19 protein-coding genes, 1 tRNA gene and 2 pseudogenes are annotated in these 21,497 nt (G+C 60.3%); 8 read left to right on the top strand and 14 right to left on the bottom strand.

The window, feature by feature from the left end:
• Nucleotides 1–66 precede the first annotated feature (66 nt).
• Nucleotides 67–723, bottom strand: coding sequence for a hypothetical protein (locus BRA42_RS06975; protein WP_342772110.1), 657 nt, complete (start codon nt 721–723; stop codon nt 67–69).
• A gap of 298 nt (nt 724–1,021) precedes the next feature.
• On the opposite strand from BRA42_RS06975, the gene BRA42_RS06970 reads away from it, so the two are divergent.
• Both BRA42_RS06970 and BRA42_RS06965 read left to right on the top strand, forming a co-directional pair.
• On the top strand, nt 1,022–1,816 hold the full coding sequence (locus tag BRA42_RS06970; RefSeq protein ID WP_342771680.1) for an acetoacetate decarboxylase family protein: 795 nt from the start codon (nt 1,022–1,024) through the stop codon (nt 1,814–1,816).
• Between the two features lie 13 nt (nt 1,817–1,829).
• Nucleotides 1,830–2,666 (top strand): SDR family oxidoreductase, encoded by an 837-nt coding sequence (locus BRA42_RS06965; RefSeq protein WP_342686082.1) that lies wholly within the window; start codon nt 1,830–1,832, stop codon nt 2,664–2,666.
• A 77-nt stretch (nt 2,667–2,743) separates the two neighbouring features.
• On the opposite strand, the gene BRA42_RS06960 is transcribed toward BRA42_RS06965, so the two are convergent.
• Nucleotides 2,744–3,496 carry a winged helix-turn-helix domain-containing protein gene (locus tag BRA42_RS06960; protein ID WP_292406619.1) on the bottom strand — a complete coding sequence of 251 codons (753 nt, stop codon included), beginning with the start codon at nt 3,494–3,496 and terminating at the stop codon, nt 2,744–2,746.
• A 203-nt stretch (nt 3,497–3,699) separates the two neighbouring features.
• Between BRA42_RS06960 and BRA42_RS06955 the strand changes: the two genes are divergently transcribed.
• Nucleotides 3,700–3,939 carry an MTH865 family protein gene (locus tag BRA42_RS06955; protein WP_342686081.1) on the top strand — a complete coding sequence of 80 codons (240 nt, stop codon included), beginning with the start codon at nt 3,700–3,702 and terminating at the stop codon, nt 3,937–3,939.
• Between the two features lie 96 nt (nt 3,940–4,035).
• Here BRA42_RS06955 and BRA42_RS06950 read toward each other — a convergent pair whose 3' ends face one another.
• Nucleotides 4,036–4,626, bottom strand: coding sequence for a DUF1579 family protein (locus BRA42_RS06950; protein ID WP_342686080.1), 591 nt, complete (start codon nt 4,624–4,626; stop codon nt 4,036–4,038).
• A gap of 61 nt (nt 4,627–4,687) precedes the next feature.
• Here BRA42_RS06950 and BRA42_RS06945 point away from each other — a divergent pair, with 61 nt between their 5' ends.
• Both BRA42_RS06945 and BRA42_RS06940 read left to right on the top strand, forming a co-directional pair.
• Complete coding sequence (locus tag BRA42_RS06945; protein WP_342772109.1) at nt 4,688–5,248, top strand: DNA-methyltransferase; 561 nt, start codon at nt 4,688–4,690, stop codon at nt 5,246–5,248.
• Nucleotides 5,229–5,390, top strand: a pseudogene (locus tag BRA42_RS06940) (DNA methyltransferase); the annotation flags it as partial. The gene BRA42_RS06945 and the pseudogene BRA42_RS06940, both read left to right, overlap by 20 nt.
• 354 nt (nt 5,391–5,744) lie before the next feature.
• Here the strand turns inward: BRA42_RS06940 and lon are convergent.
• From lon to BRA42_RS14530, 5 genes and pseudogenes are all read right to left on the bottom strand, one after another.
• The gene (gene lon, locus BRA42_RS06935) at nt 5,745–8,150 is read right to left on the bottom strand and encodes an endopeptidase La (protein ID WP_342686079.1); all 2,406 of its coding nucleotides are present in this window, start codon (nt 8,148–8,150) and stop codon (nt 5,745–5,747) included.
• 36 nt (nt 8,151–8,186) lie between these two features.
• Entirely contained in the window at nt 8,187–8,606 is a 420-nt protein-coding gene (locus BRA42_RS06930; RefSeq protein WP_292406608.1) for a MarR family winged helix-turn-helix transcriptional regulator, read from the bottom strand.
• Between the two features lie 78 nt (nt 8,607–8,684).
• Nucleotides 8,685–9,476 (bottom strand): CPBP family intramembrane glutamic endopeptidase, encoded by a 792-nt coding sequence (locus BRA42_RS06925; protein WP_292406606.1) that lies wholly within the window; start codon nt 9,474–9,476, stop codon nt 8,685–8,687.
• 60 nt (nt 9,477–9,536) lie between these two features.
• On the bottom strand, nt 9,537–9,950 hold the full coding sequence (locus BRA42_RS14535) for an alpha/beta fold hydrolase (RefSeq protein WP_394339215.1): 414 nt from the start codon (nt 9,948–9,950) through the stop codon (nt 9,537–9,539).
• Nucleotides 9,872–10,453, bottom strand: a pseudogene (locus BRA42_RS14530) (alpha/beta fold hydrolase); the annotation flags it as partial. The pseudogene BRA42_RS14530 and the gene BRA42_RS14535, both read right to left, overlap by 79 nt.
• A gap of 391 nt (nt 10,454–10,844) precedes the next feature.
• Between BRA42_RS14530 and BRA42_RS06915 the strand changes: the two are divergent.
• Nucleotides 10,845–11,351 (top strand): hypothetical protein, encoded by a 507-nt coding sequence (locus BRA42_RS06915; protein ID WP_342770365.1) that lies wholly within the window; start codon nt 10,845–10,847, stop codon nt 11,349–11,351.
• 405 nt (nt 11,352–11,756) lie between these two features.
• Here BRA42_RS06915 and BRA42_RS06910 read toward each other — a convergent pair whose 3' ends face one another.
• From BRA42_RS06910 to BRA42_RS06900, 3 genes are all read right to left on the bottom strand, one after another.
• Nucleotides 11,757–12,830 carry an NAD(P)-dependent alcohol dehydrogenase gene (locus BRA42_RS06910; protein WP_342770364.1) on the bottom strand — a complete coding sequence of 358 codons (1,074 nt, stop codon included), beginning with the start codon at nt 12,828–12,830 and terminating at the stop codon, nt 11,757–11,759.
• Between the two features lie 241 nt (nt 12,831–13,071).
• Nucleotides 13,072–13,143 (bottom strand) — tRNA-Arg (locus tag BRA42_RS06905).
• Nucleotides 13,144–13,302: 159 nt separating this feature from the next.
• Nucleotides 13,303–13,935 carry a hypothetical protein gene (locus BRA42_RS06900; protein ID WP_292406595.1) on the bottom strand — a complete coding sequence of 211 codons (633 nt, stop codon included), beginning with the start codon at nt 13,933–13,935 and terminating at the stop codon, nt 13,303–13,305.
• Nucleotides 13,936–14,261: 326 nt separating this feature from the next.
• Here BRA42_RS06900 and BRA42_RS06895 point away from each other — a divergent pair, with 326 nt between their 5' ends.
• Both BRA42_RS06895 and BRA42_RS06890 read left to right on the top strand, forming a co-directional pair.
• A complete protein-coding gene (locus BRA42_RS06895) occupies nt 14,262–15,743 on the top strand; it encodes a glycosyltransferase family 39 protein (protein ID WP_342770363.1) in 1,482 nt (493 codons plus the stop codon).
• 12 nt (nt 15,744–15,755) lie between these two features.
• Nucleotides 15,756–16,871 (top strand): glycosyltransferase family 2 protein, encoded by a 1,116-nt coding sequence (locus tag BRA42_RS06890; protein ID WP_342686076.1) that lies wholly within the window; start codon nt 15,756–15,758, stop codon nt 16,869–16,871.
• A gap of 85 nt (nt 16,872–16,956) precedes the next feature.
• On the opposite strand, the gene BRA42_RS06885 is transcribed toward BRA42_RS06890, so the two are convergent.
• The 3 genes from BRA42_RS06885 to BRA42_RS06875 form a co-directional block, all read right to left on the bottom strand.
• A complete protein-coding gene (locus BRA42_RS06885; protein WP_292406583.1) occupies nt 16,957–18,780 on the bottom strand; it encodes a PAS domain S-box protein in 1,824 nt (607 codons plus the stop codon).
• A gap of 346 nt (nt 18,781–19,126) precedes the next feature.
• Nucleotides 19,127–19,816, bottom strand: a complete 690-nt coding sequence (locus BRA42_RS06880) for a HAMP domain-containing sensor histidine kinase (RefSeq protein WP_342770362.1) — start codon at nt 19,814–19,816, stop codon at nt 19,127–19,129.
• The gene (locus BRA42_RS06875; protein WP_342770361.1) at nt 19,797–21,440 is read right to left on the bottom strand and encodes a PAS domain S-box protein; all 1,644 of its coding nucleotides are present in this window, start codon (nt 21,438–21,440) and stop codon (nt 19,797–19,799) included. Before BRA42_RS06875 ends, BRA42_RS06880 begins: the two co-directional genes overlap by 20 nt.
• Between the last annotated feature and the right edge of the window lie 57 nt (nt 21,441–21,497).

Genomic DNA, 21,497 nt, shown 5'->3' with positions numbered 1-21,497 from the left:
CCGAGAGGGGGAGGGATGCCTCCTTAAACAGCCCGGGGCCGCCGGTTGCATGAGGGCTGTCTGGGGTCATTCTAATCCCACCGGCGTTTTCGTCTCGGCCGGAGGATACAGCCGGATCGTTTTCTGAATACACCACGAGAGGTAGAAGATACTGATGCCGTAGATGATGAGGAGGACCGCCGTCTCGCGGTCGGTCGTGATGCCGGGGAGGAGCGTGACGAGGCCGAGGATTATCGACATCACGTACACGAGGAGACAGGCAAACGTCAGCTGCTGCAGTATCCCGGGAACCTTCATCCACGTTCTGGCTTTCTCTGCGGAGAAGAACAACTGCAGGAGGAGAGCGATCCCGCCGACAAAGAGCATGACCCCGACGAGGATACGAGCCGGTTCGGCCAGCAGGCCGGGAACGAAACAGGCAAGCATCCCGATGACCGCCGTGCAGATCCCGATCGCGATGACCGGCCACGAACGGCGGAGATCGCCGAACGGGGTCTTTCCCATCGTGACGATCTGAAACGAGACGAGCACGAGAAAGAGTCCGTAGGTGCTGTCCGGGGAGTACGGCAGAGTTCCCATATGAATCCAGAAGAGGAGCAGGCCGAAGAGGAGCATGAAGACCCCGAAGACGAGCAGGATGACGACTTCGAGGGAGAGGTCGGCCTCCCTTCCCGGTTTTGAAGGGGTTCTCTCGTTCTGTTGGCTGTCAAATACCAAATTCATGCCCTCCGGGATATCCGGCAATAGATACCTAAATAAAGTCGTTCAGGTAAATATTTTGTTTAGACTCCAGGACCTATTTATAGTTATGTTTTAGGCTTCCGTCACGGCAGCCGGCTCTTCCCATCGCTCAATTTGGATCAACTCTCCGCAATGTTCCGTACCTGTTTTTCCGGATATCCGTTGATCTCATCGACGCGATTGCCGCGCCGGGAGGTTTTTTGAAAACCCGAGATCCTGGTAGCACAATTGCAAAAAATATAAATTCATTAGGGTGATACGGAGCAGATAGGAGGTATCTATGTTCCGACCGAAGGATGATTTCACATACTTGATGCCGGTCCACTTCGGGGGCGGCAAATTCGACCCGGAGGCCCTAGTCACACAGAGAGCCACGGCTCTGGCCATCAGTTACGAGACCGAGAGAGACCTTCTTGAAAACTATATTCCGGAAGGGTTCGAACTCCTGGCCCCCGAAGTGCAGGTTGCCTTCAACAAGTTCACCGAGATCAACTGGATGCACGGCGGCCAGTACAACCTGATCAACGTGGCGGCACCGGTCCGTTTCCACGGAAAGAAGGATGAACTCGACGGTGCATACACACTGGTGGTCTGGGAGAACAGGACCGCACCCATCCTCGGAGGACGGGAGCAGACCGGCATCCCGAAGATCTATGCGGATATCGAAGACCTGCACATCGTAAGGCCCCACTATGCCACGACCGTCAGCTATGAGGGAAACACCTTCCTCACCATGGATTTCGTTGCCGCTGGGCCGATAACCGGGCGGGATCTGGATGCGCTGAAGTCGCAGTTCGCGTCCGTGAGCACCCTCGGGTGGAGATATATCCCGAAAGTCGGTGCACCGGGTGCGGAGTTAAGTCAGTTCGTCCTCTATCCTCAGGGTATTGAGGTGGAGACAGTTCAGGCTGGAACGGGCAGCCTCAAATGGATTGAGCAGACCCCGATGCAGAACCCGGCCCAGTACCACATCATCAACAGTCTCGCTTCTCTTCCCGTGAAAAAGATAACTCAGGCGGCGTTGATTGAAGGAAGCGCCGTCCTTCATGCTATGGGTGCCAGAGTCATCGAATGAACAGGAGATCAATATGGTTGATTCAGAGTATTATACGGACAAAGTCTGCATTGTAACCGGTGCAAACTCCGGGATCGGGTATGCCGTGAGCGAAGAACTCTTAAAGCGGGGAGCAATCGTCTACATGGCGGGACGGAGTCGTGAGAAGGTTGCAAAAGCCGCCGGCCAGCTCTCCGCATACGGGGACCGGGTACGTCCGCTCATCATGGACGTGACGAAACTGGAGCAGGTGCAGAAGGGGATCGAAGGCGCGGCGGCAGAGGCCGGCAGGCTGGATATTCTCTTCAACAACGCAGGCGTCGGGGGCACCATACCGTTTGAGCAGGCCACCCTCGACGACTGGAAGACGATCATTGAGACGAACATCTGGAGCGTCATCTATGGGGTCCATACCGCCGTACCGATCATGCTCAACCAGGGGTTCGGCCATATCGTGAACACCAGTTCGATAGCGGGCATCGTTCCGCCTCCGTTCCAGGCGCTCTACTCCCTCACGAAGTACGGCGTCACCGGCCTTACCGAGTGCCTGAAGTACGAGTACGCGGAGAAAGGGCTCCACTTCTCGACCATTTGCCCGGCGAACATCGCGACGGCGATCTTCAACAAGAGTATCGACGGACAGGCTCACGGCGATCTGAGAATCCCCGACGATGCGTATCCCGTCGATAAAGCGGCGGCGCTCATCCTGGACCGGGTCGCGGAGCATAAAGGGATCATCGTCGTGCCCGAAGACCCGTATACCGAGCTCTGGAAGAAGTACATTCTCGGAGATCGGGAAGCGGAAGAACAGTTGCTGCAGATGGCTCACGATCGCAGGGCAGCGTTCGAGACGAGCGGAACATACTTCTGACCTCCTGCAATATCTCCGATTTTTACCGTAACCGCGTCTTCTCCGCCGACCCTGGGGCAGGGTGCCCTGCCGTCTGTCTACGGCTGCAGGTTGGTGTAGAGGGTGACGATACCCTTGAGCGTCGTGTAGCCTTTCCCGGTGATGACGTAGTCCCCCCGTTCGTGCCGCTGCAGGATCAGCCCGGCGTCCTGGAGTTTCTTGAGGTGAAAGAGCAGGTTCCCTCCTCTCAGATCAGTCAGGGCCGAAAGAGCCGAGAACGACTGTGCCCCGGCGGCGAGCGCCTGTACGATCCGGAAACGATGCCGATTTGCAAGCGGTTCCAGGATGCCCTGAACTACGGCCTCTTCCGAGAGGTCCGCGATGGACATAGAAGCCTCCCGACTGCTCCGGTAGATCCCGAGGGAACGCATCAACTCTATCTGTTTCTCAAAGAGGCGGTTCGTCTCGGTAAAACAGGTGGAGCAGGTGTCGAACTTTCCTCCCTTGCGCATCGCTGCGAGCCGGTCCCGGTAGGACTGGATGACCGCTTCGCTCACCTCTCCGTCCCTGATATGCTCTGCAGAGGCCTTGAGAAACTCGTAGAACGCGGCATAACACCGTTCACGCATCGGGCATTTCCGGATCATCCGCTCCTGGAGCCTCTGGTCGGCGTCGGAGAGATGCTGCTCGATGAAGACCCCTGCATACTCCTTGCGGAGCCCATCGAGGACCGAATCGACCTGCTGCTTGTTTGCCTGCTCGATGAAACGCCGGAGTTCGCTCCTGAGACCTGCAATCTCGGATTGAACCTCTTTGATATCCTGGTTGTAGTCTTCTGCTCCGTCGGTCATTGGATCGCCTCAGCCAGTTATGGAAGTGTAGCACAGGGATGTTGTATAGTTTAATGACGGATATCTATATTATTCTAACTATCCAACGAGAAGATCGGCGAGACTCATACCCGGACGGTGTTCCACCGGAGAGCCTGTACCGGAACAGGCAACCGACGCCGGACGACCGCCCGGTATGTCGCCGAAGTATTGGAGTGAAAACAATGAGCGTTAAAGAAGAGATCCGTACCCAGATCATAGGGGCCCTTGCCGGCGCGAAGTTCCCAATCAAGACGCCCGAGGCCCTCCTTGCCGCGTTCCCGATGGGAGCGGCAACTAAATGCAAGGCTGGCGACGTGGAGATGACCGCCGGTGAAGCGGGAGCCCTCTTAAAGCCGGACGACTTCCCCTTCACAAGCGCGGGGCAGGTGGCCGATACCATCCTCTCCCGGGCGGGGCTGTAACTCCCTCTGCTCCGTGGCTGCCGTCCCGGATCGGACGATGCCGGGAATTGGGGTCATCGCGGATACGGGCCGTCACCGACCCACGGCCCGAACCGCCTACCCCTTCCGTCTTCGTCCCACCGAGTCCATGACCGGTCCGGGCTTTCCGTCCACCGTCGTCTCCGACCGGATGCGGACGGTGTCGGGGGACTCCCACGCGACCGTGATCGTCTCTTTCGCCTCTTGTCCCCCCTCGCGGCCCTGCCAGTGCAGTTCCAGAGTGTCGGCATCCTTCCACCCGCCGGCGTGGTCGTGCACGGTCCCGTCGGAGCCCGATCCGATCATGTGGATCGTCTCCTCTTCAGGTTCATAACGCCAGAGATCCGTCTCCGTGTAAGGCTTTCCATCGAGCGTGAATCGAAGGTCGCTCCGGATGCCCTCACCGCCGGCAGCCTCCCGAACCGCGGCCGTGCCCCGGCCCTTCATGACGCTGCCGTCGGGCATGGAGAGGTTCACCTCGATATCCCACTCCCCCACGAATCGATCCCTGAGCCGGCCCATCTCCGTCAGTTGCTGCATGCCGTAATCCCTCCAGCAGGCCCTGATGGGCACCGCGATCCCAAGTATGTTTCCGATCGCCTCCCCGGCGCGGACTCCTGCCGCACGGGCCTCCTCCCCCGCACAAAAACCGGCCCGTTGTACAACCAATATAGTCCATGACGGTCTATACTCCTCCATAGAGCCGCGACGGGTGCCGCAGGAGAGGATCATGAGGTCTGTGGAAATAAACGGCAACATCTTTTACAACGGCGATTGCATCGTCGGGGCAAGGGAGCATATCCCGAACGATACGGTCGACCTGATCATCACCGACCCCCCCTACGGCATCAACGGCGACCGGCTGCACCGGCACTACAACCGGGACGAGGGTTTCGTCGTCGGGGGGTATGTCGAGGTCCCGGCGGTCGAATACGGGGAGATCCTCTGGAACTGGATACAGGAAGCCGAACGCATCCTCAGGCCGGGGGGCTCGATCTACATCGTCTCGGGCTACACAAATCTCTATCAGGTCCTCCATGCCCTGCGCGAGACCGGGCTCCGGGAGGTCAACCACATCATCTGGAAGTACAACTTCGGGATCTACACCAGCCGGAAATACGTCTCCTCCCACTACCACATCCTCTTCTACGAGAAACCCGGCGGCGAACGGACGTTCAACCTGGAGTCGCGGTACGGGACCGGGGAGAAGTCCCCACGGAACGGGTCGCTGAACTACCGGGACCGGGGAGAAGTCCCCACGGAACGGGTCGCTGAACTACCGGGACCGTGAAGACGTCTGGACCATCAATCGCGAGTACAAACCCGGAAAGGCAAAGAACAAGAACGAGTTGCCTATGGAGTTGCTCGTCAAGATGCTGCAGTACAGCAGCAACGAGGGGGACCTCATCTGCGACCTGTTCCTTGGCGGTTTCTCGACGGCGAGGGCGGCCATCGGCCTGAACCGCCGGGCAACGGGGTTTGAGATCTCCCGGCCGGTCTTCGACCTGAAGGTAAAGGAACTCTGGGACGTCGAACGCGGTTGCCTGCTCTCATCGCTCCGGGCTCCCCGGACCGGCGTGCCGGGGAACCGGGGCAAACCCTGGACTGCCGACGATGCAGCGGCGCTGACGGACCGGTTCACCCGGCTGATCGAGTCCGGGATGACAAAACGGGGCGCCGTGGAGGTGCTGGAGGAAGAACTTGGTCGGGGCCGGTGGGGCATCGAGAGGATGCTTAAAAAAAGGGAGTCGGGAAGGCCGGGCGGCGGGGGTGAAGGGCCGCCCCGCTCACAGGTTGTGCGCCGGGACGAACCGGGGGCCGGCATAGGGCACGACGGCGGGCCGCGGGAGGTCGACCCCGAGCGCCTCACGGAGGACCTCCTCGACGGTCTCCACCGGGACGAAGGCGAGGTCGCGCCGGGCATCTTCGGGCACGTCCTGGAGGTCCTGCTCGTTCTCCTGCGGCAGGATGACTTTCCTGATACCCGCCCGGTGTGCGGCGAGGACCTTCTCCTTGATCCCGCCCACCGGAAGGACGGCGCCGGAGAGCGTCACCTCCCCGGTCATGGCGGTCGTCGGGTCAACCGCTCTCCCGGTGATGAGGGAGGCGAGGGCCGTAAAGATGGTCACGCCCGCCGAGGGGCCGTCCTTTGGGGTTGCCCCCGCCGGCACGTGGATGTGGATGTCGCTTCCGGCGAAGTCGAACCCTGCTGCACCGGCCGCAAACCGCGACCGGACAAGGCTGAGCGAGATCTGTGCGGACTCTTTCATCACGTCGCCGAGCTGGCCCGTCAGCGTGAGCCTCCCTTTGCCGGGCATGAACGTACCCTCGATGAAGAGGATGTCCCCGCCGACCGGCGTCCATGCGAGCCCGGTGACGACGCCGGGCGGGTTCTCCTTCCGGGCAACGTCCTGCCGGACCGTCTCCCTCCCGAGGATCGCAGGGAGCAGATCCGCCGTCACCACGAACGGGAGATCGGCGGTCCCCGATACGATCTTCTCCGAGACGAACCGTGCGGTCCGGGCGAGTTGCTTCTTGAGCGCCCGGACTCCGGCCTCGCGGGTGTAGTTCTCGATGATCGCCGTCAGGGCTTCGTCCTCAAACCTGAGTTGATCCGCGGTGAGGCCGTGCTCTTCGAGGGTGTTCGGGACAAGGTGGTCCTTTGCGATGGCGAACTTCTCGTTCTTCGTGTAGCCCGAGATCTCGATGAGTTCCATCCGGTCGAGGAGCGGCGCCGGGATGGTTGCGAGGGAGTTCGCCGTCGCTATGAAGAGCACGTCGGAGAGGTCGTAGGGGACTTCCAGGTAGTGGTCCGAGAACGTGCTGTTCTGTTCGGGGTCGAGGACCTCGAGGAGGGCGCTTGCCGGGTCCCCCGAGTTCGAGTAGGCGAGCTTGTCGATCTCGTCGAGGATGAAGACGGGGTTCTTCGTCCCGGCCCGCTTCATGCCCTGGATGATCCGCCCGGGAAGCGACCCGACGTAGGTCCGCCGGTGCCCCCGGATCTCCGCCTCGTCCTTGATCCCGCCGAGGCTGATCCGGACGTACTTCCGGCCGAGGGCGTCGGCGATGCTCTTTCCGAGGCTCGTCTTCCCGGTGCCGGGCGGGCCTGCAAGGAGGAGGATCGAGCCCTGTTTCTCCTCTTTGAGTTTCATGACCGCCAGGTGCTGGATGATCCTCTCCTTGACTTTCTCAAGACCGTTGTGGTTGCTGTCGAGCACGCGCCGGGCCTCCTCAATATCGATCGCCTTCTTCTCCTCGACCGTCCAGGGCAGGTCGAGCAGGAGGTCAAGGTAATTCCGGATCCCCTGGCTCTCGTGGTGCTGGCTGCCGCCCGTTTCAAGTTTCTTCAGTTCGACGAGCGCTTTCTTCCGCACCTCTTCGGGCATCGTCGAGCGCTCGATCCGCTCCCGGTATCCGTCGTTGCCGGAAGCGCCGTCGTCTCCGTTGAGTTCTTCCTGGATAACCCTGAGCTGCTCCCGGAGCATCGCTTCCCGATTCGCCCTGTTGACCTTCTCGGACGTCTTTCTGGCCACATCGATCCGGACCTCGATGCCTTCCTTCACCCGGGCCAGGAGGTCGAGGAACTTCGTGTAGCGTCCCCGGACAGAGGCCGTTTCGAGGAGTTCCTGCTTATCGGCAAGGTCCACCGGGAGGAACGGCATGACGAACCCCATGATCTGGTCGATGGAGTCCATCTTCTCGATGGGCCGGGTGAATTGTTCGGAGCCCTGGAAGTGGTCGCTGATCTCGCGGAGAACCGCACGGCTGTCCGCGAGGAGTCTGGTCTGTGTCTCCTCGTCGAGGTCCGGTATATCCAGAACAGGCTCGCAGACGGCGGAGAAGAGCCCGTCCGCCGCAGAGAGGCGAACGGCCTTTACCCTCATGACGGCCTCTCCAAAGATCAGGTAGCCGTCATCCGCAGGCTGCACGTGCGCTATCTCAAGCAGGCTCCCCGTCGGGTAGAGCGTCTCGGGCGAGACCGCTTTTGGGTCCGTGCCGCTCCGGATGGAGAGCCCGACCGCGTATACGGGTTCGGTTCCGTTCGCCGCGGTGAGCAGCGCCTTTCCGGTGGCCGCGTCGACCTTGAACTTTGTCCGGCTCTTTGGATAGACCACGGCCTCAAAGAGCGGTATGACCATGGTCTCTCTGGCAGTGATATCTGGTAGTGGCGAGTGCATGGTTCTCTCAATCATTTAGTTTTTATTATCCTAACTATCCCGGGCCAAAAATTATCTGACCTTTCCAAGGATCTCAATCAGGCGGTCGACATCATCATCGTCGAGCGATTGTATCATCCTCTCGATCATCCGGTTCAAAGTGTTCTGTTCGGCTTTTGCTATCATCCGCCCCTTTCGGGTCAGACGGATGTACGCGATTCTCCCGTCGGCTGAAGACCGTTCCCTGTACACGCACTCCATCCGCACGAATTTATTGATCATCTCCGTGACGGTGGGCTTTGAGGTCCCGGTGATCTCGGCAAGTCTGCTGAACGTTACGTCTGTGTGCTCGTCGATTGCTCTCAAGTAGGCGACCTGCTTCACCGTTATATCCACAAGACCGCATTCTGTAAAGATCTGACTGGAACACTCTTTTTTGATGGCGATCAGGCAGTTAAACACTTCGAACAGGTGCTCTCTTCTCGCCGCCATAACCGACACTTATTGTTAGTTTTGTTATACCTAATTAAAAATGTTGCGGTCCGGTGCCTGCTTGAAGAAAGATCGGTCTTATTCCTGTGAACGCCACCTGAACCGGGCCAGCGTCTTCGGGCCCCAGAGATACGTCACAACCACGGCAATCGCTGCCGTGATCGCACCCGAGACGACCGGGTCGTAATGCGAGCCGTAGTTCGGGAACGAGAACTCGCTGACGTTCGTCATGGTGTGGAAGAGGGTCGCCGCAAAGACGCTTCTCCCGGAATTGTTGTAGATCCAGACGATGATGATCCGCAGCGCGAGCGTGAAGAGAGCCTGCCCCGCCGCCCAGACTGGAGTGTTGAGCAGGAGCCACGGGAGGAGATGCCATGCCGCCCAGACCGACCCGAGGACCAGGGCGGTCGCAAGAGCGCTCCACCGCTCCTGCAGGGGATCGGCGGCGTACCCCATCCAGCCTGCCTCTTCACCTGCGGCAGCGATGAAGAAGAGGGGAACGAAGACCGGGATTATGAGATACAGTACGTACGGATCGGCAGGGAGCGGCCGGTCCAGAAAGAGCATGACGCCGTAGGAGAGGAACATGACCCCCGGCATCAGGAGGATGATGGTGAGGAGGTAGATCGTTCTGATCTTCCGGAAGTCGCCGACTCTCGCGAGCAGCCGTGTGACACCGCCGGGCCCCTCCTCCCGCCGGACCAGAATCGAGGCCGCAATAAACGGGCAGACGAACATGAGCGAACTTGCGGGGAGGTTGAACGGCCCCGGAAGGGGTGTTCGGGCAAACAGCAGGAACGGGACGGAGAGGACAAAAGTCAGGAGAAAGAACGCCGGGGGCGATCTTGTAACGGATGGACCGCCGTTCATGCCCGCCCGACCTCCGGCACGGGGGCGTAGCGGCCCGAGGCTGCCGTCGTCGTCCTGCCCTCAGTCATGACCCTCTCTCCCTGCACTTTCGCGGGGTTGCTGCAGCGAAGCCACGTTATTGTGCAGAAACTCCGCGATCCCCTGCTTAACTGTTCCGTACTGCCCGAGGAGCATATGGCCGCCGCCGGGCAGGGTCTGGAGGCGAGCACCCGGGATTCTCTCCGCCAGGGCACGGGCATTCTCGTGGAGAGCCAGCGGATCGTCCACGGCGCTGACCACCAGCGTGGGCACCCTGATCCTGCCGAACGGATATTCGTTGCCCTTATCGGCGTTGAGCAGTCCGGGGGTCGAGACATAGATCTCAAAGAATTTCCGTCGACCCGGGCGCTGACGGGGAGGAGGCTCGCGAACAGCGACCTGACTTCGGCCTTTTCCCCCGGGGTGAGTCTTTTTCCCCCGGGAACACCGGCCCATGCCCCCTGCACGACCTGCCGAAAACAGGTAATCGTTGCCCAGTAGATGAAGTCGTTCCGGAAGAAGACGGTGAATATAGGCTTCGGCATGACCGGGCCCTTTCCCGGTGCGACGGGCTCGACAAGGATGAGAGACGAGACACGCTCCGGGTGGCGCAGGGCAAACTGGATCGACGAGACGGACCCTGCCGAGTAGCCGACGACGGCTGCCTGCTTGATGGCGAGAGAGTCCAGCAGAGAGGCAAAGGCATCCGCCTGGATGGCTACGCTTGCCTCCGGCGGCATGGGCGAGCCGAGGTAGCCGAACCTTGAGACCGCGATGACCTGGAACTCCGGGCCGATGGACCGGTCGGCGAGCATCAACCCCTGGTCGAACCCGCCCGCATTGCCGTGGACGACCAGCACCGGGTACCCGGACCCTGCCCGGGCATATTCGATCGGTCCGCAGTCCGTCCGGACCACCCGGCTCCCCAGGCTCTCGATACGCTCCCGGACGGCACGCATAACGCTACGGTAGCGTAGCGTGATCGCCGCTCCCGCAATGGCGATACCGGACAGGATGAGAACGATCAGGAAGTCAGCCATAAGAATACACCCTCCTCCGGTCACGTCGGATACCGCCCAGTCGTGGCCGTAAGGCATACCGGCCACCACGAGGTACGGGCAACGGATATATCGGTTTTAAGCATGAGTTTTTCGGTGTATCCCGATCCCGCCCGCCTATCCCTTCACAGAAGCCTCACGGCGGTCTCAGCCTGATACCGGTCTCCGGCCCCGCCTTTTTACCGCCCGCATCGCTCTCCTCCTGAATCGTAAGTACCGGGGGACGAATCACATCATGGTACTCTGGCAACCGCACTCCATGGAAGCAAAGGGTTATCGCCTCAGGGAATAATTGCGTTCTCTGGAGAAGAGCCTGAAGAGAATGATCTCATCAGAAGAGCCCCGCAATGGAAAAATAATGGATTACATAATCCTGCTCGCTTTGATAGTCTTGATTACGGCGGGTTACCATTATTTTTTCTGTGGAGATACGATATTCTGCGCCGATATATCCCGCGATGCCGACGTTCAGGTCGACCTCGTAAAAGACACACAATACCAGGTATGGGTTCTCGATGCGCTTGGGCCGGAAAGTGTAGAGGTAACAATCAGAAACGGTTCGCAGACCATTTTCAAAGATACATTTCAACTCATGCATCCGGAAGGGGAGTATATTCCCTATCACCCCGGCTTTTCGGTGGAAGCAACGGGAAGGTACAATATTACCGTCCGTCCGTTGGATCCGGGGACTATCCGGATAAAAGTCCAGAAGGATGTCGGTATTAGCCCCTCTCGCATATCGCGCGATATTTCACGGGGTATCTACTCCGTGAGATCGTTGTGCAATACGGGAGAATAGAAGGTACCGTCAACTACCCCCCACTGAAGTGGGGGACATGCTCCTATAGATGGGAGCACGCTCTTTACAGGCTTCGCGATTCCACCTCTCATATGTATTTCTTTATAATTACGGCAGAGATCCGGCATCTGGCGTGATTCCTTCCAGGAAAGATTCCGGATCTTCCGTTCAAGCATGCAGAAGAGGCGTTACCTCCGGACGGCTCCGGCGGGTGCTGTTCTACTCCCATAATGTCGCCGGAAGCTTCCCCTGGACCGCGGCAGGCCTGAGTTCCGGCCTCACGCCCGATGTGCCCGGTCCGGGGAGAACGGCCCGTACGGGAGTCGCGGTGCTCCCTTCTCCGGGAGTATGCACCCGGGACGAGAGGCCGCAGGGAAGTACCGGACAACAAGAATCCTTCGGGTATCACTGCTCCACGAGAACGACCGGCTTAATCAGGTCTCTGGGCTTCTCTTTCATCAGGAGAAGGGCCTCCTCCAGTTTATCGAAACCCTTGAAGACGTGCGTCGCCATGAGTGCGGGGTCCATGCGCCCGTGCATCACCACCTCGGCCAGCCTCTCCATTCTCACCCGCCCGCCGGGGCAGAGTCCGGTCGCGATATCTTTGCTCGCCATACCAAAACCCCACCCGGCACGGGGAATGGGTAGGATATCCTGTTCCCCGACCCCCTTTCCGAAGTAGTTGATGTTCGAGATCACGGACCCGGCTTTCGCCATCTTCACCGCGTCCATGAGAATATCAGGACTGCCGCCGGCGACGATCACGGCGTCAACGCCCGCTCCGCCGGTCCGATCAAGGATCTGGTCTGCGGTATCCCCATCCTTATAACTGATGATATCCGTAGCCCCGTATTCCTTCGCTACGGTAACGGCGGCAGGCCGGGTGCCGACGGCAAATATCCTTCCGGCCCCCCGTAGTTTTGCACCGGCGATAGCGGAGAGGCCGACCGGTCCGATTCCTATGACCGCCACGGTAGCCCCGATCTCGATTCGCGCGTTTTCGGCGCCCATGAAACCGGTGCTGAGCATATCCGGAAGCATAACCCCTGCTTCCGGGGACATGCCCTCCGGCAGATGCGCGAGGTTGTTATCCGCCAGGTTCACGTGGAAAAATTCAGCGAACACCCCGTCCTTGAAATTTGAAAACTTCCAGCCCCCGAGAGGCCCGCCGGTCTGCGAAGGGAACCCGCGCTGGGCGGCTTCCGAGTCCCAGTCCGGAGTAATGGCCGGTACAATGACCCGGTCGCCGGGTTTGAAATCTCTGACTTCGTTTCCCACTTCGTCCACAATCCCGAGCGCTTCGTGCCCCAGGATGAGATTATGCCGGTCTCCGATTGCTCCTTCCCAGACGGTGTGGATATCGGAGGTACAGGGCGCCAGCACCAGTGGTTTAACGATAGCGTCCCTTGGACCGCAGGCGGGTCTGTCTTTCTCGATCCATCCGATCTCTCCGATCCGCAACATTGCCAGGCCTTTCATGCTCCTATCACTCTCGATCCGGGGCTTATCACCGTGCTACTATAAAAAAGGGTCCGGTGGTGAACCCGGACCTCCGCCGTTCTCCGTCTTCATCAGTGGGATGACAGAGGCGCCCCATGCGGCTGGTTTCTGGAGGACGCACCGGGGCCCGGCCGATGAGACGGTATCGTATCGGATAGCAACGAACGGGGCTCAATTTCAGAAACAGGAGTTCACAGGGTCGAAAATGAAAAACCGAAAGCGCCCCGGCCGGGATTTGAACCCGGGTCAAAAGCTCCGCAGGCTTCTAGGATATCCACTACCCTACCGGGACACAGGAAGGAGTGCCTTTCCCTACTATCTGGGTTGTTCTGGTTAAAAAGGATTGCTCACCGGGAAGGACGAAACACTGTAAAGAAGGGGAGCAGGAGGCGGCAGGTACCGGGATTTACAGCGATAGAGGCCGGGTTCCTGAAGGGGCGGCACCTGGGACCTAAACCCCTCCTGCGCGCACCAGGATATGCACCGTCACCTCATTTCCGGAGAACTGGATCAGGTAGTCTCCAGACCGACCGATATAGACCTCTTTATGGGTATCGGTACTGAAAAGTTTCCCGAATCCGTTCTCGGCCACAATCTCGCCGGACTCCCGGTCCCTGACCGTCACGGTAAACCACGAATCTTCGCTTGGATAACGCTGCTTGAAGACGCCTTCCTTTTTGCTGCCGTAGTCGCTTGTACCGTATTTCTCCCGCTCGACCATCTTCGGCTCCACCGTAAAGTCAATGAGGAGCGGAGGCGCGGTCAGGTCAAAAGAGAAGGCATCCGTCGAATGAGTGAGATTGAACGGTGTCGTCTGGTTGTAGAGGGTCACATAAGGGTCCGACGTCGGCGTGACCGCCGGTGACTTGCTGAGCGTGGGGCTGGCCATACCGCCTGTTGCGGTGGGGTAAGGGGTTGCCGGGACCAGATACCCCGGATTGTTCTCCGGTGTCTCCTCTGTCTCCGGCGAAAGGGAGCCGGACCCGCCGAAGTCTCCGCCGGACGGCAATTCCTCACACCCGGCGGATGCGAGGACCAGGACTATCACCGCAGATATAATGAACGATTTATACACGCTGTTCATCGTAGTGGGGTTATGCAAGGGGATATTTATGCTTTTATTCTCAAATCGTTGAAGAAATATTTTATCCTTAGAATATGTGTGTGTTGCATTTTATAGCCCAAAGCGGGACAGTTAGGTAATATATCTATTCGGCATTTGAAACGGCCGTCCGTAAAAAGAGAATAACGTTCCTTTCGAGGCCGGCCATCCGCAACGGTGTAGTGAGAGTGAGAGAGACCCCGTCACGGTGTCGGGGTCCTGTACGGCGTATACCTGACGTCCGTCACCCACAATTTCCCGGATGACAGGGAAAAGATTTACATGCCTTCAGCGAACGCGAGGCCCGTATGTATGATGACGGGAGGGACCTCGATGCCAGCATTCCCGCACCAGCACACTCGGGTGCGTCCGCCCTCGATGCAATCGTTGCGTCCGTCAAAAACAGCAGATACCTGCTGGTTCTCATCGGCCTCGCGACCGTCGGTTTTCTCCTCCGGTTCTACGACCTCGGCGGGAACTCCCTCTGGCTCGACGAGGCCTCGACCCTGGGATTTGCCCGGCAATCGCTCATCGGCATCTGGGAGAGCACAGCCGGCGGCGAGTTCAATCCGCCGTTTTTCTACTGGCTGGAGCACGGAATGCTCCTCTTCGGGGAGAGCGAGTTCGTGCTCCGTCTCCTCCCCGCGCTCCTCGGCGTTCTGACGATCCCGGTTGTCTACCTCATCGGAAAGGAGTTCCGGGACAGAAACGTCGGGCTCATCGCCGCCGCCTTCCTCACGTTCTCGCCCTTCCACCTCTTCTACTCCCAGGAGGCACGGGCATACGCCCCGATGCTCTTCTTCTTCTCCCTCGCGCTGTTCATCTACATCCGCGCGGGCCGGTCGGACGAGACCCGCTCCTGGGTCCTCTTCGGGGTCTTCTCCGCGGTCGCTTTCTGGATGCACTTCTACGCCATCGTACCGGTCGCCGTCCTCATCCTCCACGCCCTCGTCACCCGCGCCGGCGCTATCCGGAGCAACATCCGAAACGCAGGGCACCCGCTCCTCTCAATCATCGTCTTCGCCGCCGCAAGCCTCCCTCTGCTCGTCGTCACGGTCAATCTCTTCCTTGTCAGGACCTCGGCCGCCCCGACGTTCGGCGTGCAGGGGTTCGATGTCGTCTATCAGACATTTCTCCAGATATCGGGGTTCAGTGACCTCATCCTGATACCTTTCCTCCTCCTCTTCCTGCTCGGCGTCGCGTACACCTGGCGTGAGGACCAGAACGGCGCGCTCCTCCTCATCTTCATGATGGTCCTCCCGCTGGCGGCAAGCCTCGTTCTCTCTTCGAGGATGCCGATGGTCCCGCGTTACCTCATCTATCTCCTCCCGGTCTACTTCGTCGGGATCGCGTCGGCGTACCCCGCGCTCTACGCCCTCGTCCGGGACCGACGTGCGGTCTACCTCGTCGTGATAGCGGCAGCGGCCATCAGCCTCCCATTTCTCTCGACCTACTACACGACGCCCCAGAAGGACGACTGGCGGAGTTTCTCCGCAGAACTCGGCAAGATGACGGAGGAGGGCGATCTGGTCGTCGTGCTGCCGCCCTATATTGTGCAACCGCTCGACTACTACTACAGCAACGCGACCGACCGGACCCTCGAAGTCGGGGCAACGACCGGGGCGGACCTCGCGGCTATCCGTGACCGGCACCCCGGAAAACAGGTGTTCTATATCGTGACTCCCGATATCTTCGCCGCAGACCCAACCGGGGACGCGGTGGACTGGCTCAAAGAGAACACGGAGTTTGCCGGACAGCATACGGAGATCTACCTCTTCACATCGGCCTAGACGGAGGACTCGATGGCCGAAACCTACGACCTCTCGGTGATCATCCCGACCTTCAATGAGGAGGAGAATATCGCCGCGATCATCGAAGCGATTGACGAAGTGTTCTCGAAAAACGGCATCCGCGGCGAGGTCCTGGTGGTGGACGACTCTTCAACGGACCGCACGATCGGAATCGTGCAGGATATCGCCGGCCGGAGCGGGAACGTACGGCTGATCGTCCGGAGAGAGGACCACGGACTCTCCCGGTCGGTCGTCGAAGGGTTCGGGAAGGCGCGTTCGGGGGTCCTGCAGGTCATCGACGCCGACTTCTCACATCCGCCGGAACTCATCCCCCGCTTCTACGAGGCGATACGCAACGGTGCGGATATCGCCATCGGGAGCCGGTACATGAAGGGCGGGGAGATCGCAGAGTGGCCGCTTGCGCGGAGGGTCATATCGTTCGGGGCCACAGCACTCGGTCGTCTCCTCTTTCCGGAGGTCACCGACCCCGTGAGCGGGTTCTTTGCCGTGCGGCGCGAGGTCGTCTTCGGCGCCCCCCTTTCGCCCCGGGGCTACAAGATCCTGATGGAAGTCCTCGGCAAGGGCCGTTGGCGCTCGTTCGTCGAGGTCCCGTTCGTCTTCAAGGACCGCGAGGAGGGAGAGAGCAAACTGCGGGCCGACACGATGACGGATTACCTCCGGCAATGCGCCGGCATCGTCCTCTTCTCGGTCGCGCGCCGGGCCGGGCCGGCCTGGACGGAATGGACAAGAATCCTCCGGTTCGGTCTCGTCGGGCTCTCCGGGATCTTCGTCAACATGGGACTCCTTTACGTCCTGACCGGGGTTGCCGGTCTCTATTACCTCATCTCTGCAGCAATCGCAATCGAACTCTCCATCGTGAACAACTTCATCTGGGACGACCTCTGGACGTTCGGGGCTGCCGGAGACCTCAGGCTCGAGCGGAAGATCCAGAGGTTCGGGTCGTTCCAGGCGGTCTCGATGGGCGGACTCGTCATCAATATGAGTGTCCTCTATCTCCTCGCGGATTTTTTCGGGATCTACTATCTTATCGCAAACCTTGTGGGGATCTTTCTCGCGTTTGCCTGGAACTATGGGGTAAACCGGCACTATACATGGAAAACGGCATAGAGACACCGGGGTTCTCGATCCCTGATGATTTAAAGGAGAGTCTGTCCGTCCTGTGCTCCAGATAACCGTCCTCCGGAGGAAAACGTTACACCAGTTCGTTTCTCCGCAAGAACTCCCGGATCTCGCGCGATTCAACCCAGCCCTCATCGAGTTGCCTGACGATCCCGTTGATCCGCTCCACCTGCTCGCGGATCTTTTCCGGCGCTGCTCCGTCGCCGATCAGGTCGGCCATGCCGAGGATCACCTGCAGGGGCAGACGAATGTGGTCCGCGAGGACGGCAAACTGCTCGATGTTCTGCTCGATCTGCTCGAACGCCTGCTTTCGCATATCCTCATAGCATTTCCGCTCCGAAACGTCCCGGCCGACGGTCTGCACGCCGACCACTGCATCGTCCTCGATGATCGGCGATTCGTTCATCTCGACGACCGCGACCGTTCCGTCCTTCCGGCGGAGCTCAACGAGAAGCCCCTCGACGGACTCGCCCCGGGCAACCCGTTTCCGGGCCTCCTGCCAGTCCGGGCGGGTCTTTTTAAGGACGTAGTCGCTGCACTGCTCGCCGATCATCTCATCGGGCGTGTAGCCGAGAATCCGCGTTACGGCTGGAGAGATGTAGGTGATCCCGCGGTCGGTGTAGCAGGTGTAGATCATATCAAAACTCCGCTGGGCGATCTTACGAAACCGCTCCTCGCTCTCCGCGAGAGCGGTCTGCATCTCCCGGCGCTCGGTGATGTCGTCCACCATCGCGATAACGAGCCCCTGTTTTCCGGAGTCGTGGAGCGGGGATGTAGTCAGGCGCCCCCAGATGATCCTGCCGTCCTTCGTCACGTAACGTTTCTCCCGGGAGGTCTCCTTCCTGTCGGACGGGTAGACCAGGTCCTGGAACCGTACGGATTTCAGTTCACCCTCGCCGTAGCCGAACATACAGAGAAACGCCGGATTTACCTCCGTGATTCTCCCCGTCGGGTCGATGAGAGCGATCCCGGTCCCCGCCTGCTCAAAGATCCCCCGGAACCGTTCCTCGCTCTTCTGGAGGGCGAGTTCAACCTTCTTCTGCTCGGTGATGTCCTGCCCCGTGACGACCAGTCGCCCCTCCTGCGGGCGGAAGATGTGCAGGTCATACCATCTCCCGGTCCTGGGCTCCTGCAGCCGCCGCTGCGCCGGAATACCGGTCTCCGAGACCTCCCCGTAGAGGGCGCGGGCGCCCTCCGCGATCGCCGGGAAGATGGTGAAGAGCCGCCGCCCGATCAGTTCCTCCCGGCCGCGGCCGAAGACTTCGGCCGCCTTCTCGTTCAACTCGACAAGACGGTAGTCGACGGGACTCCCGTCGTCATCACGGACAACCTCATAGAGGGTGTAACTTTCGAGCATCTGTTCAAAGAGGAGGCGGTATCTCTCCTCGCTTCTTCCGAGGGCCTCGTCCGCCTGTATCTGATCGATGATACGGCCGAGCCTCCCGGCGACGGCGTCGAGCAGGTGGCGTCCGTTGGCGAGGAGCGGTATCTCGTCCTCCCGGGGCTGTCCGTGACGATGGCATACCTCCACCCTTCCGGCAACCCGGCCGTGGATGGTAAGCGGGCTCTCCTGTCGCCAGGGCGTCTCGGTAAACCCGGCCGACCGGTATTCCCGGCCGTCGACTACTACCCGGGCGACGACATCCTCCGGGTTGGGCCATCCGGCGGGAAGGATGGCGGCAACCTCCGTGAGGACCTCGTCAATCGATATCCCGGGCCGTTCTGCGATGCCGCTGATGGCATAGAGTGTCGTGAGTTCCCGTATCCGACGGTCCTGGTCGGTTTTCTGATCCCGGAGCGTCTCCTCCTGCGCTCTCTGCCGGTCCGTGGCATCGTCTGCGATGGCAGACCGATCGGGGCCTTCCGATTTGTCCGGGGGCGTTGTAGGCGGAGACATCGTTTCAGTCCTGCTTCGGGAAAGTGGGCAGGGTAACCGGTATGCTGGCCGGTACTCAGGTATGCCGTGGACGGGTAGTCTTTCCGATCACTTGGGGTGATGTCTTCATAAGTGTTCTGCTCGGTGAATGGGCGGCCTTCTGCCCCGGTATTGTTTCCGGAAGCGTCACGGGGAAAGCAGGCAGAGGTGTGCGCCCAAACTACCTATATGGACATAGCCAAAGCCTCATATACGTAGGAAGACGCTCGCCCTGCCGGACAATCACAGAGCAACCGGAGGCGGGACATCGCCGTCTTCGGGGTCCCGGACAACACCCGCCTCCGCCGGAGGCGACTTCGAAGGAGGCTCAGGCGTTCCTGCCCTCTCTGGCCTTCAGGAGGGTGAACCGAAACGCCGCCCCCTCTTCCGGGCGCCCGGGGACACGGTCCTCGGCCCAGATCCTCCCGCCGTAGCGTGCGGTAAGCAGCCGGCAGATCGAGAGGCCGAGGCCCTGGCTTCCTCTTCTGCCGCCTTCCCGCTCGAACCGGAAAAAGATCGTCTCCTTCATGTCGTCCGGGACTCCGGGTCCGCTATCGGCGATGGTGACGACAACGGTCTCTTCGTCCCGGTCCTCAACCGTCACCGTGACCTCGACACCCGGCCCGCCGTGCTTTACGGTGTTGCCGAGCAGGTTCGTGAAGACTTCGGGCAGGAGGTCGTCGCCGAGGACCTGCACCGACAGTCCGGTGTAATGAATGCAGAGGTCGGGATAGTGGGCGATCTCGTCCCGGACAATCTTATCGAGGTCGCAGGGCGCAAGCCCGGCCTGGTTCTCGTGGATCTTGCGGATGGTGGCGACGTTTGCGGTGATCTCGATGCTTTTTTTGATCCCGCCTTTCAATTTCCGGGCGTGCCGGGCCGGTTCTCCATCGAGTTCATCGATAAGCAGGTCGGCGTAGATGCTGGCGATGTTGTCGGCGTTCCGGATATCGTGGGTGAGGATATCGAGGTAGAGGTTTGCCTCCTGGTTCGCCGTCTCAAGCCTCTGATAAAGCATTCCCCGGGAGGATGCCGGCCCCGATCTCCCGGCTGACCGCTTCGAGGAGCCCGCGCTCTTCGGACGAGAACGTTTCCCGGTCCAGGCTCCCGATAAGGAGCGCTCCGACGGCATCGGACTCGACGATAAGCGGGATACAGGCAAGTGCAGCAAGGCCGAGTTCCCGGAGGAGACGGGAGGTTGAGGTGCTCCGGTGCCGATCATGCTCAAGGTAGTGCGGAAGACCGGCGGCGAGACTCCCGGCACATGACTCCGCAAAGATGCTTTCCGCTCGCTTCAGGCAGGCATCCGGCATGTTCTGCTGGTACTGGAGCGCTGCCTCTCCGCGGTTGACGGCATCAAGATGGTAGATCGCACCGCAATCATAGCCGAGGAGGTCGATCGTCTGGCTGAGCGCCGTCTCCATCAACTCCGCGGGCGTTCGGGCCGACGCCGAGGTGCCGATGATCCTGTTCAGCAGCAGGAGATGGCGGTTTCGTGCCTCCAGCCGCTCCTTCACCTGCTTCTGGTGGGTGACGTCCCGCATAACGACCTGGACCGCGGGCCTGCCCTCAAAGAGCATCCGTGTGCCCCTTCCTTCGACGGGAACCGTCCTCCCGTCAAGCCGGACAACCAGCAGTTCGACGAGCGGCGTAACCTCTCCCCGGAGGTTGCGCAGACCGAACGACCGGACAGCATCCCGGGCTTCCGGATGGACGACATCAAGGACTGCCTTCCCGATAATCTCCCCGGCGTGTGACGCGCCGAGAAGCCGCATGCAGGCGGGGTTGATGTAGGCGATCCTCCCGCCGCGGTGGATCAGGATCGCTTCGGCGGAAAGTTCGACAAGCGAGCGGTATTTCTCCTCGCTCTCCCGGAGTTTCATTTCCATCTGCTTCAAGAGGGTGACGTCCTGGATCCCGGCGAGAAATCCACGGCAGGTGCCGCCGGCATCGATGATCGGGGCGGTTGTTATCAGCGTATGGACGCGGGCACCGGCTCTCTGGATCAGATCGACCTCATAGACTTCATGGGAACTCTTATCCGGGTTTTGCAGGTACTCTCCCAGACACCCGGCACCTCTTTCATCGACGAAGAGAGTGGCCGGCAGCCCGACCAGTTCGGCGACCGGGCAACCGGTGATATCGGCCAATCTCTGGTTGGCAAAGACCAGAGCGCCCTCTCTATCAATCAGCCCGATGCCTTCGTTCAGGTTCTCGATAAGAAACCGATACCACCCTTCGTTCTGCCGCAGAATATCATCAATCCCTCTCCACCCGGAGGTTCCGAGGAGTGGCGCTTCCCGGGGAGCGGCGGGTTCGGACAGCAGGCGGATGACCCGCACGCCCCGAAACAGTCCCTCATCGACAACCCTGCACGACCAGCGGACCCTGTTTTCCCCGCCGTCGGGCGATCGCAACGTACACAGGACATCGGCAGCCGGTGAACGGCCGGAGAGCGACTCCATGATCGCCGCCCTGCACGGCTCTTCAGCGATCCGGGGCACCAGGTTCCGGCGGATGAACTCATCCGCCTCGGCTCCGGAAAATTCTTTCCGATCGATGCCGAGGATGTGCCGGAGATACCCGTTGACACAGGCTACCCGGTTGTCGGGGCCGACGACGAGCAGCCCCTCGTCGAGCACGTCGAGGATGGCGGCGAGCGCGGGGAGATCGCCATCCGCGCGTGTGAACCTGTGTAT

Source organism: Methanoculleus sp. UBA374, assembly GCA_002508705.1.
GTDB lineage: Archaea > Halobacteriota > Methanomicrobia > Methanomicrobiales > Methanoculleaceae > Methanoculleus > Methanoculleus palmolei.
Note: the sequence above shows the minus strand (reverse complement) of the source record. Positions and strands in the feature narration are given on the sequence as shown.

Bases quoted from the DNA above. Each gene is read 5' to 3' on its own strand.
- BRA42_RS06880 (WP_342770362.1), bottom strand. From the start codon at position 19,816: ATGCTTTATCAGAGGCTTGAGACGGCGAACCAGGAGGCAAACCTCTAC.
- BRA42_RS06945 (WP_342772109.1), top strand. From the start codon at position 4,688: ATGAGGTCTGTGGAAATAAACGGCAACATCTTTTACAACGGCGATTGC.
- lon (WP_342686079.1), bottom strand. From the start codon at position 8,150: ATGATTGAGAGAACCATGCACTCGCCACTACCAGATATCACTGCCAGA.
- BRA42_RS06970 (WP_342771680.1), top strand. From the start codon at position 1,022: ATGTTCCGACCGAAGGATGATTTCACATACTTGATGCCGGTCCACTTC.
- BRA42_RS06895 (WP_342770363.1), top strand. From the start codon at position 14,262: ATGTATGATGACGGGAGGGACCTCGATGCCAGCATTCCCGCACCAGCA.
- BRA42_RS06930 (WP_292406608.1), bottom strand. From the start codon at position 8,606: ATGGCGGCGAGAAGAGAGCACCTGTTCGAAGTGTTTAACTGCCTGATC.
- BRA42_RS06890 (WP_342686076.1), top strand. From the start codon at position 15,756: ATGGCCGAAACCTACGACCTCTCGGTGATCATCCCGACCTTCAATGAG.
- BRA42_RS06925 (WP_292406606.1), bottom strand. From the start codon at position 9,476: ATGAACGGCGGTCCATCCGTTACAAGATCGCCCCCGGCGTTCTTTCTC.
- BRA42_RS06955 (WP_342686081.1), top strand. From the start codon at position 3,700: ATGAGCGTTAAAGAAGAGATCCGTACCCAGATCATAGGGGCCCTTGCC.
- BRA42_RS06975 (WP_342772110.1), bottom strand. From the start codon at position 723: ATGAATTTGGTATTTGACAGCCAACAGAACGAGAGAACCCCTTCAAAA.
- BRA42_RS06910 (WP_342770364.1), bottom strand. From the start codon at position 12,830: ATGAAAGGCCTGGCAATGTTGCGGATCGGAGAGATCGGATGGATCGAG.
- BRA42_RS14535 (WP_394339215.1), bottom strand. From the start codon at position 9,950: ATGGGCCGGTGTTCCCGGGGGAAAAAGACTCACCCCGGGGGAAAAGGC.
- BRA42_RS06960 (WP_292406619.1), bottom strand. From the start codon at position 3,496: ATGACCGACGGAGCAGAAGACTACAACCAGGATATCAAAGAGGTTCAA.
- BRA42_RS06965 (WP_342686082.1), top strand. From the start codon at position 1,830: ATGGTTGATTCAGAGTATTATACGGACAAAGTCTGCATTGTAACCGGT.
- BRA42_RS06900 (WP_292406595.1), bottom strand. From the start codon at position 13,935: ATGAACAGCGTGTATAAATCGTTCATTATATCTGCGGTGATAGTCCTG.
- BRA42_RS06885 (WP_292406583.1), bottom strand. From the start codon at position 18,780: ATGTCTCCGCCTACAACGCCCCCGGACAAATCGGAAGGCCCCGATCGG.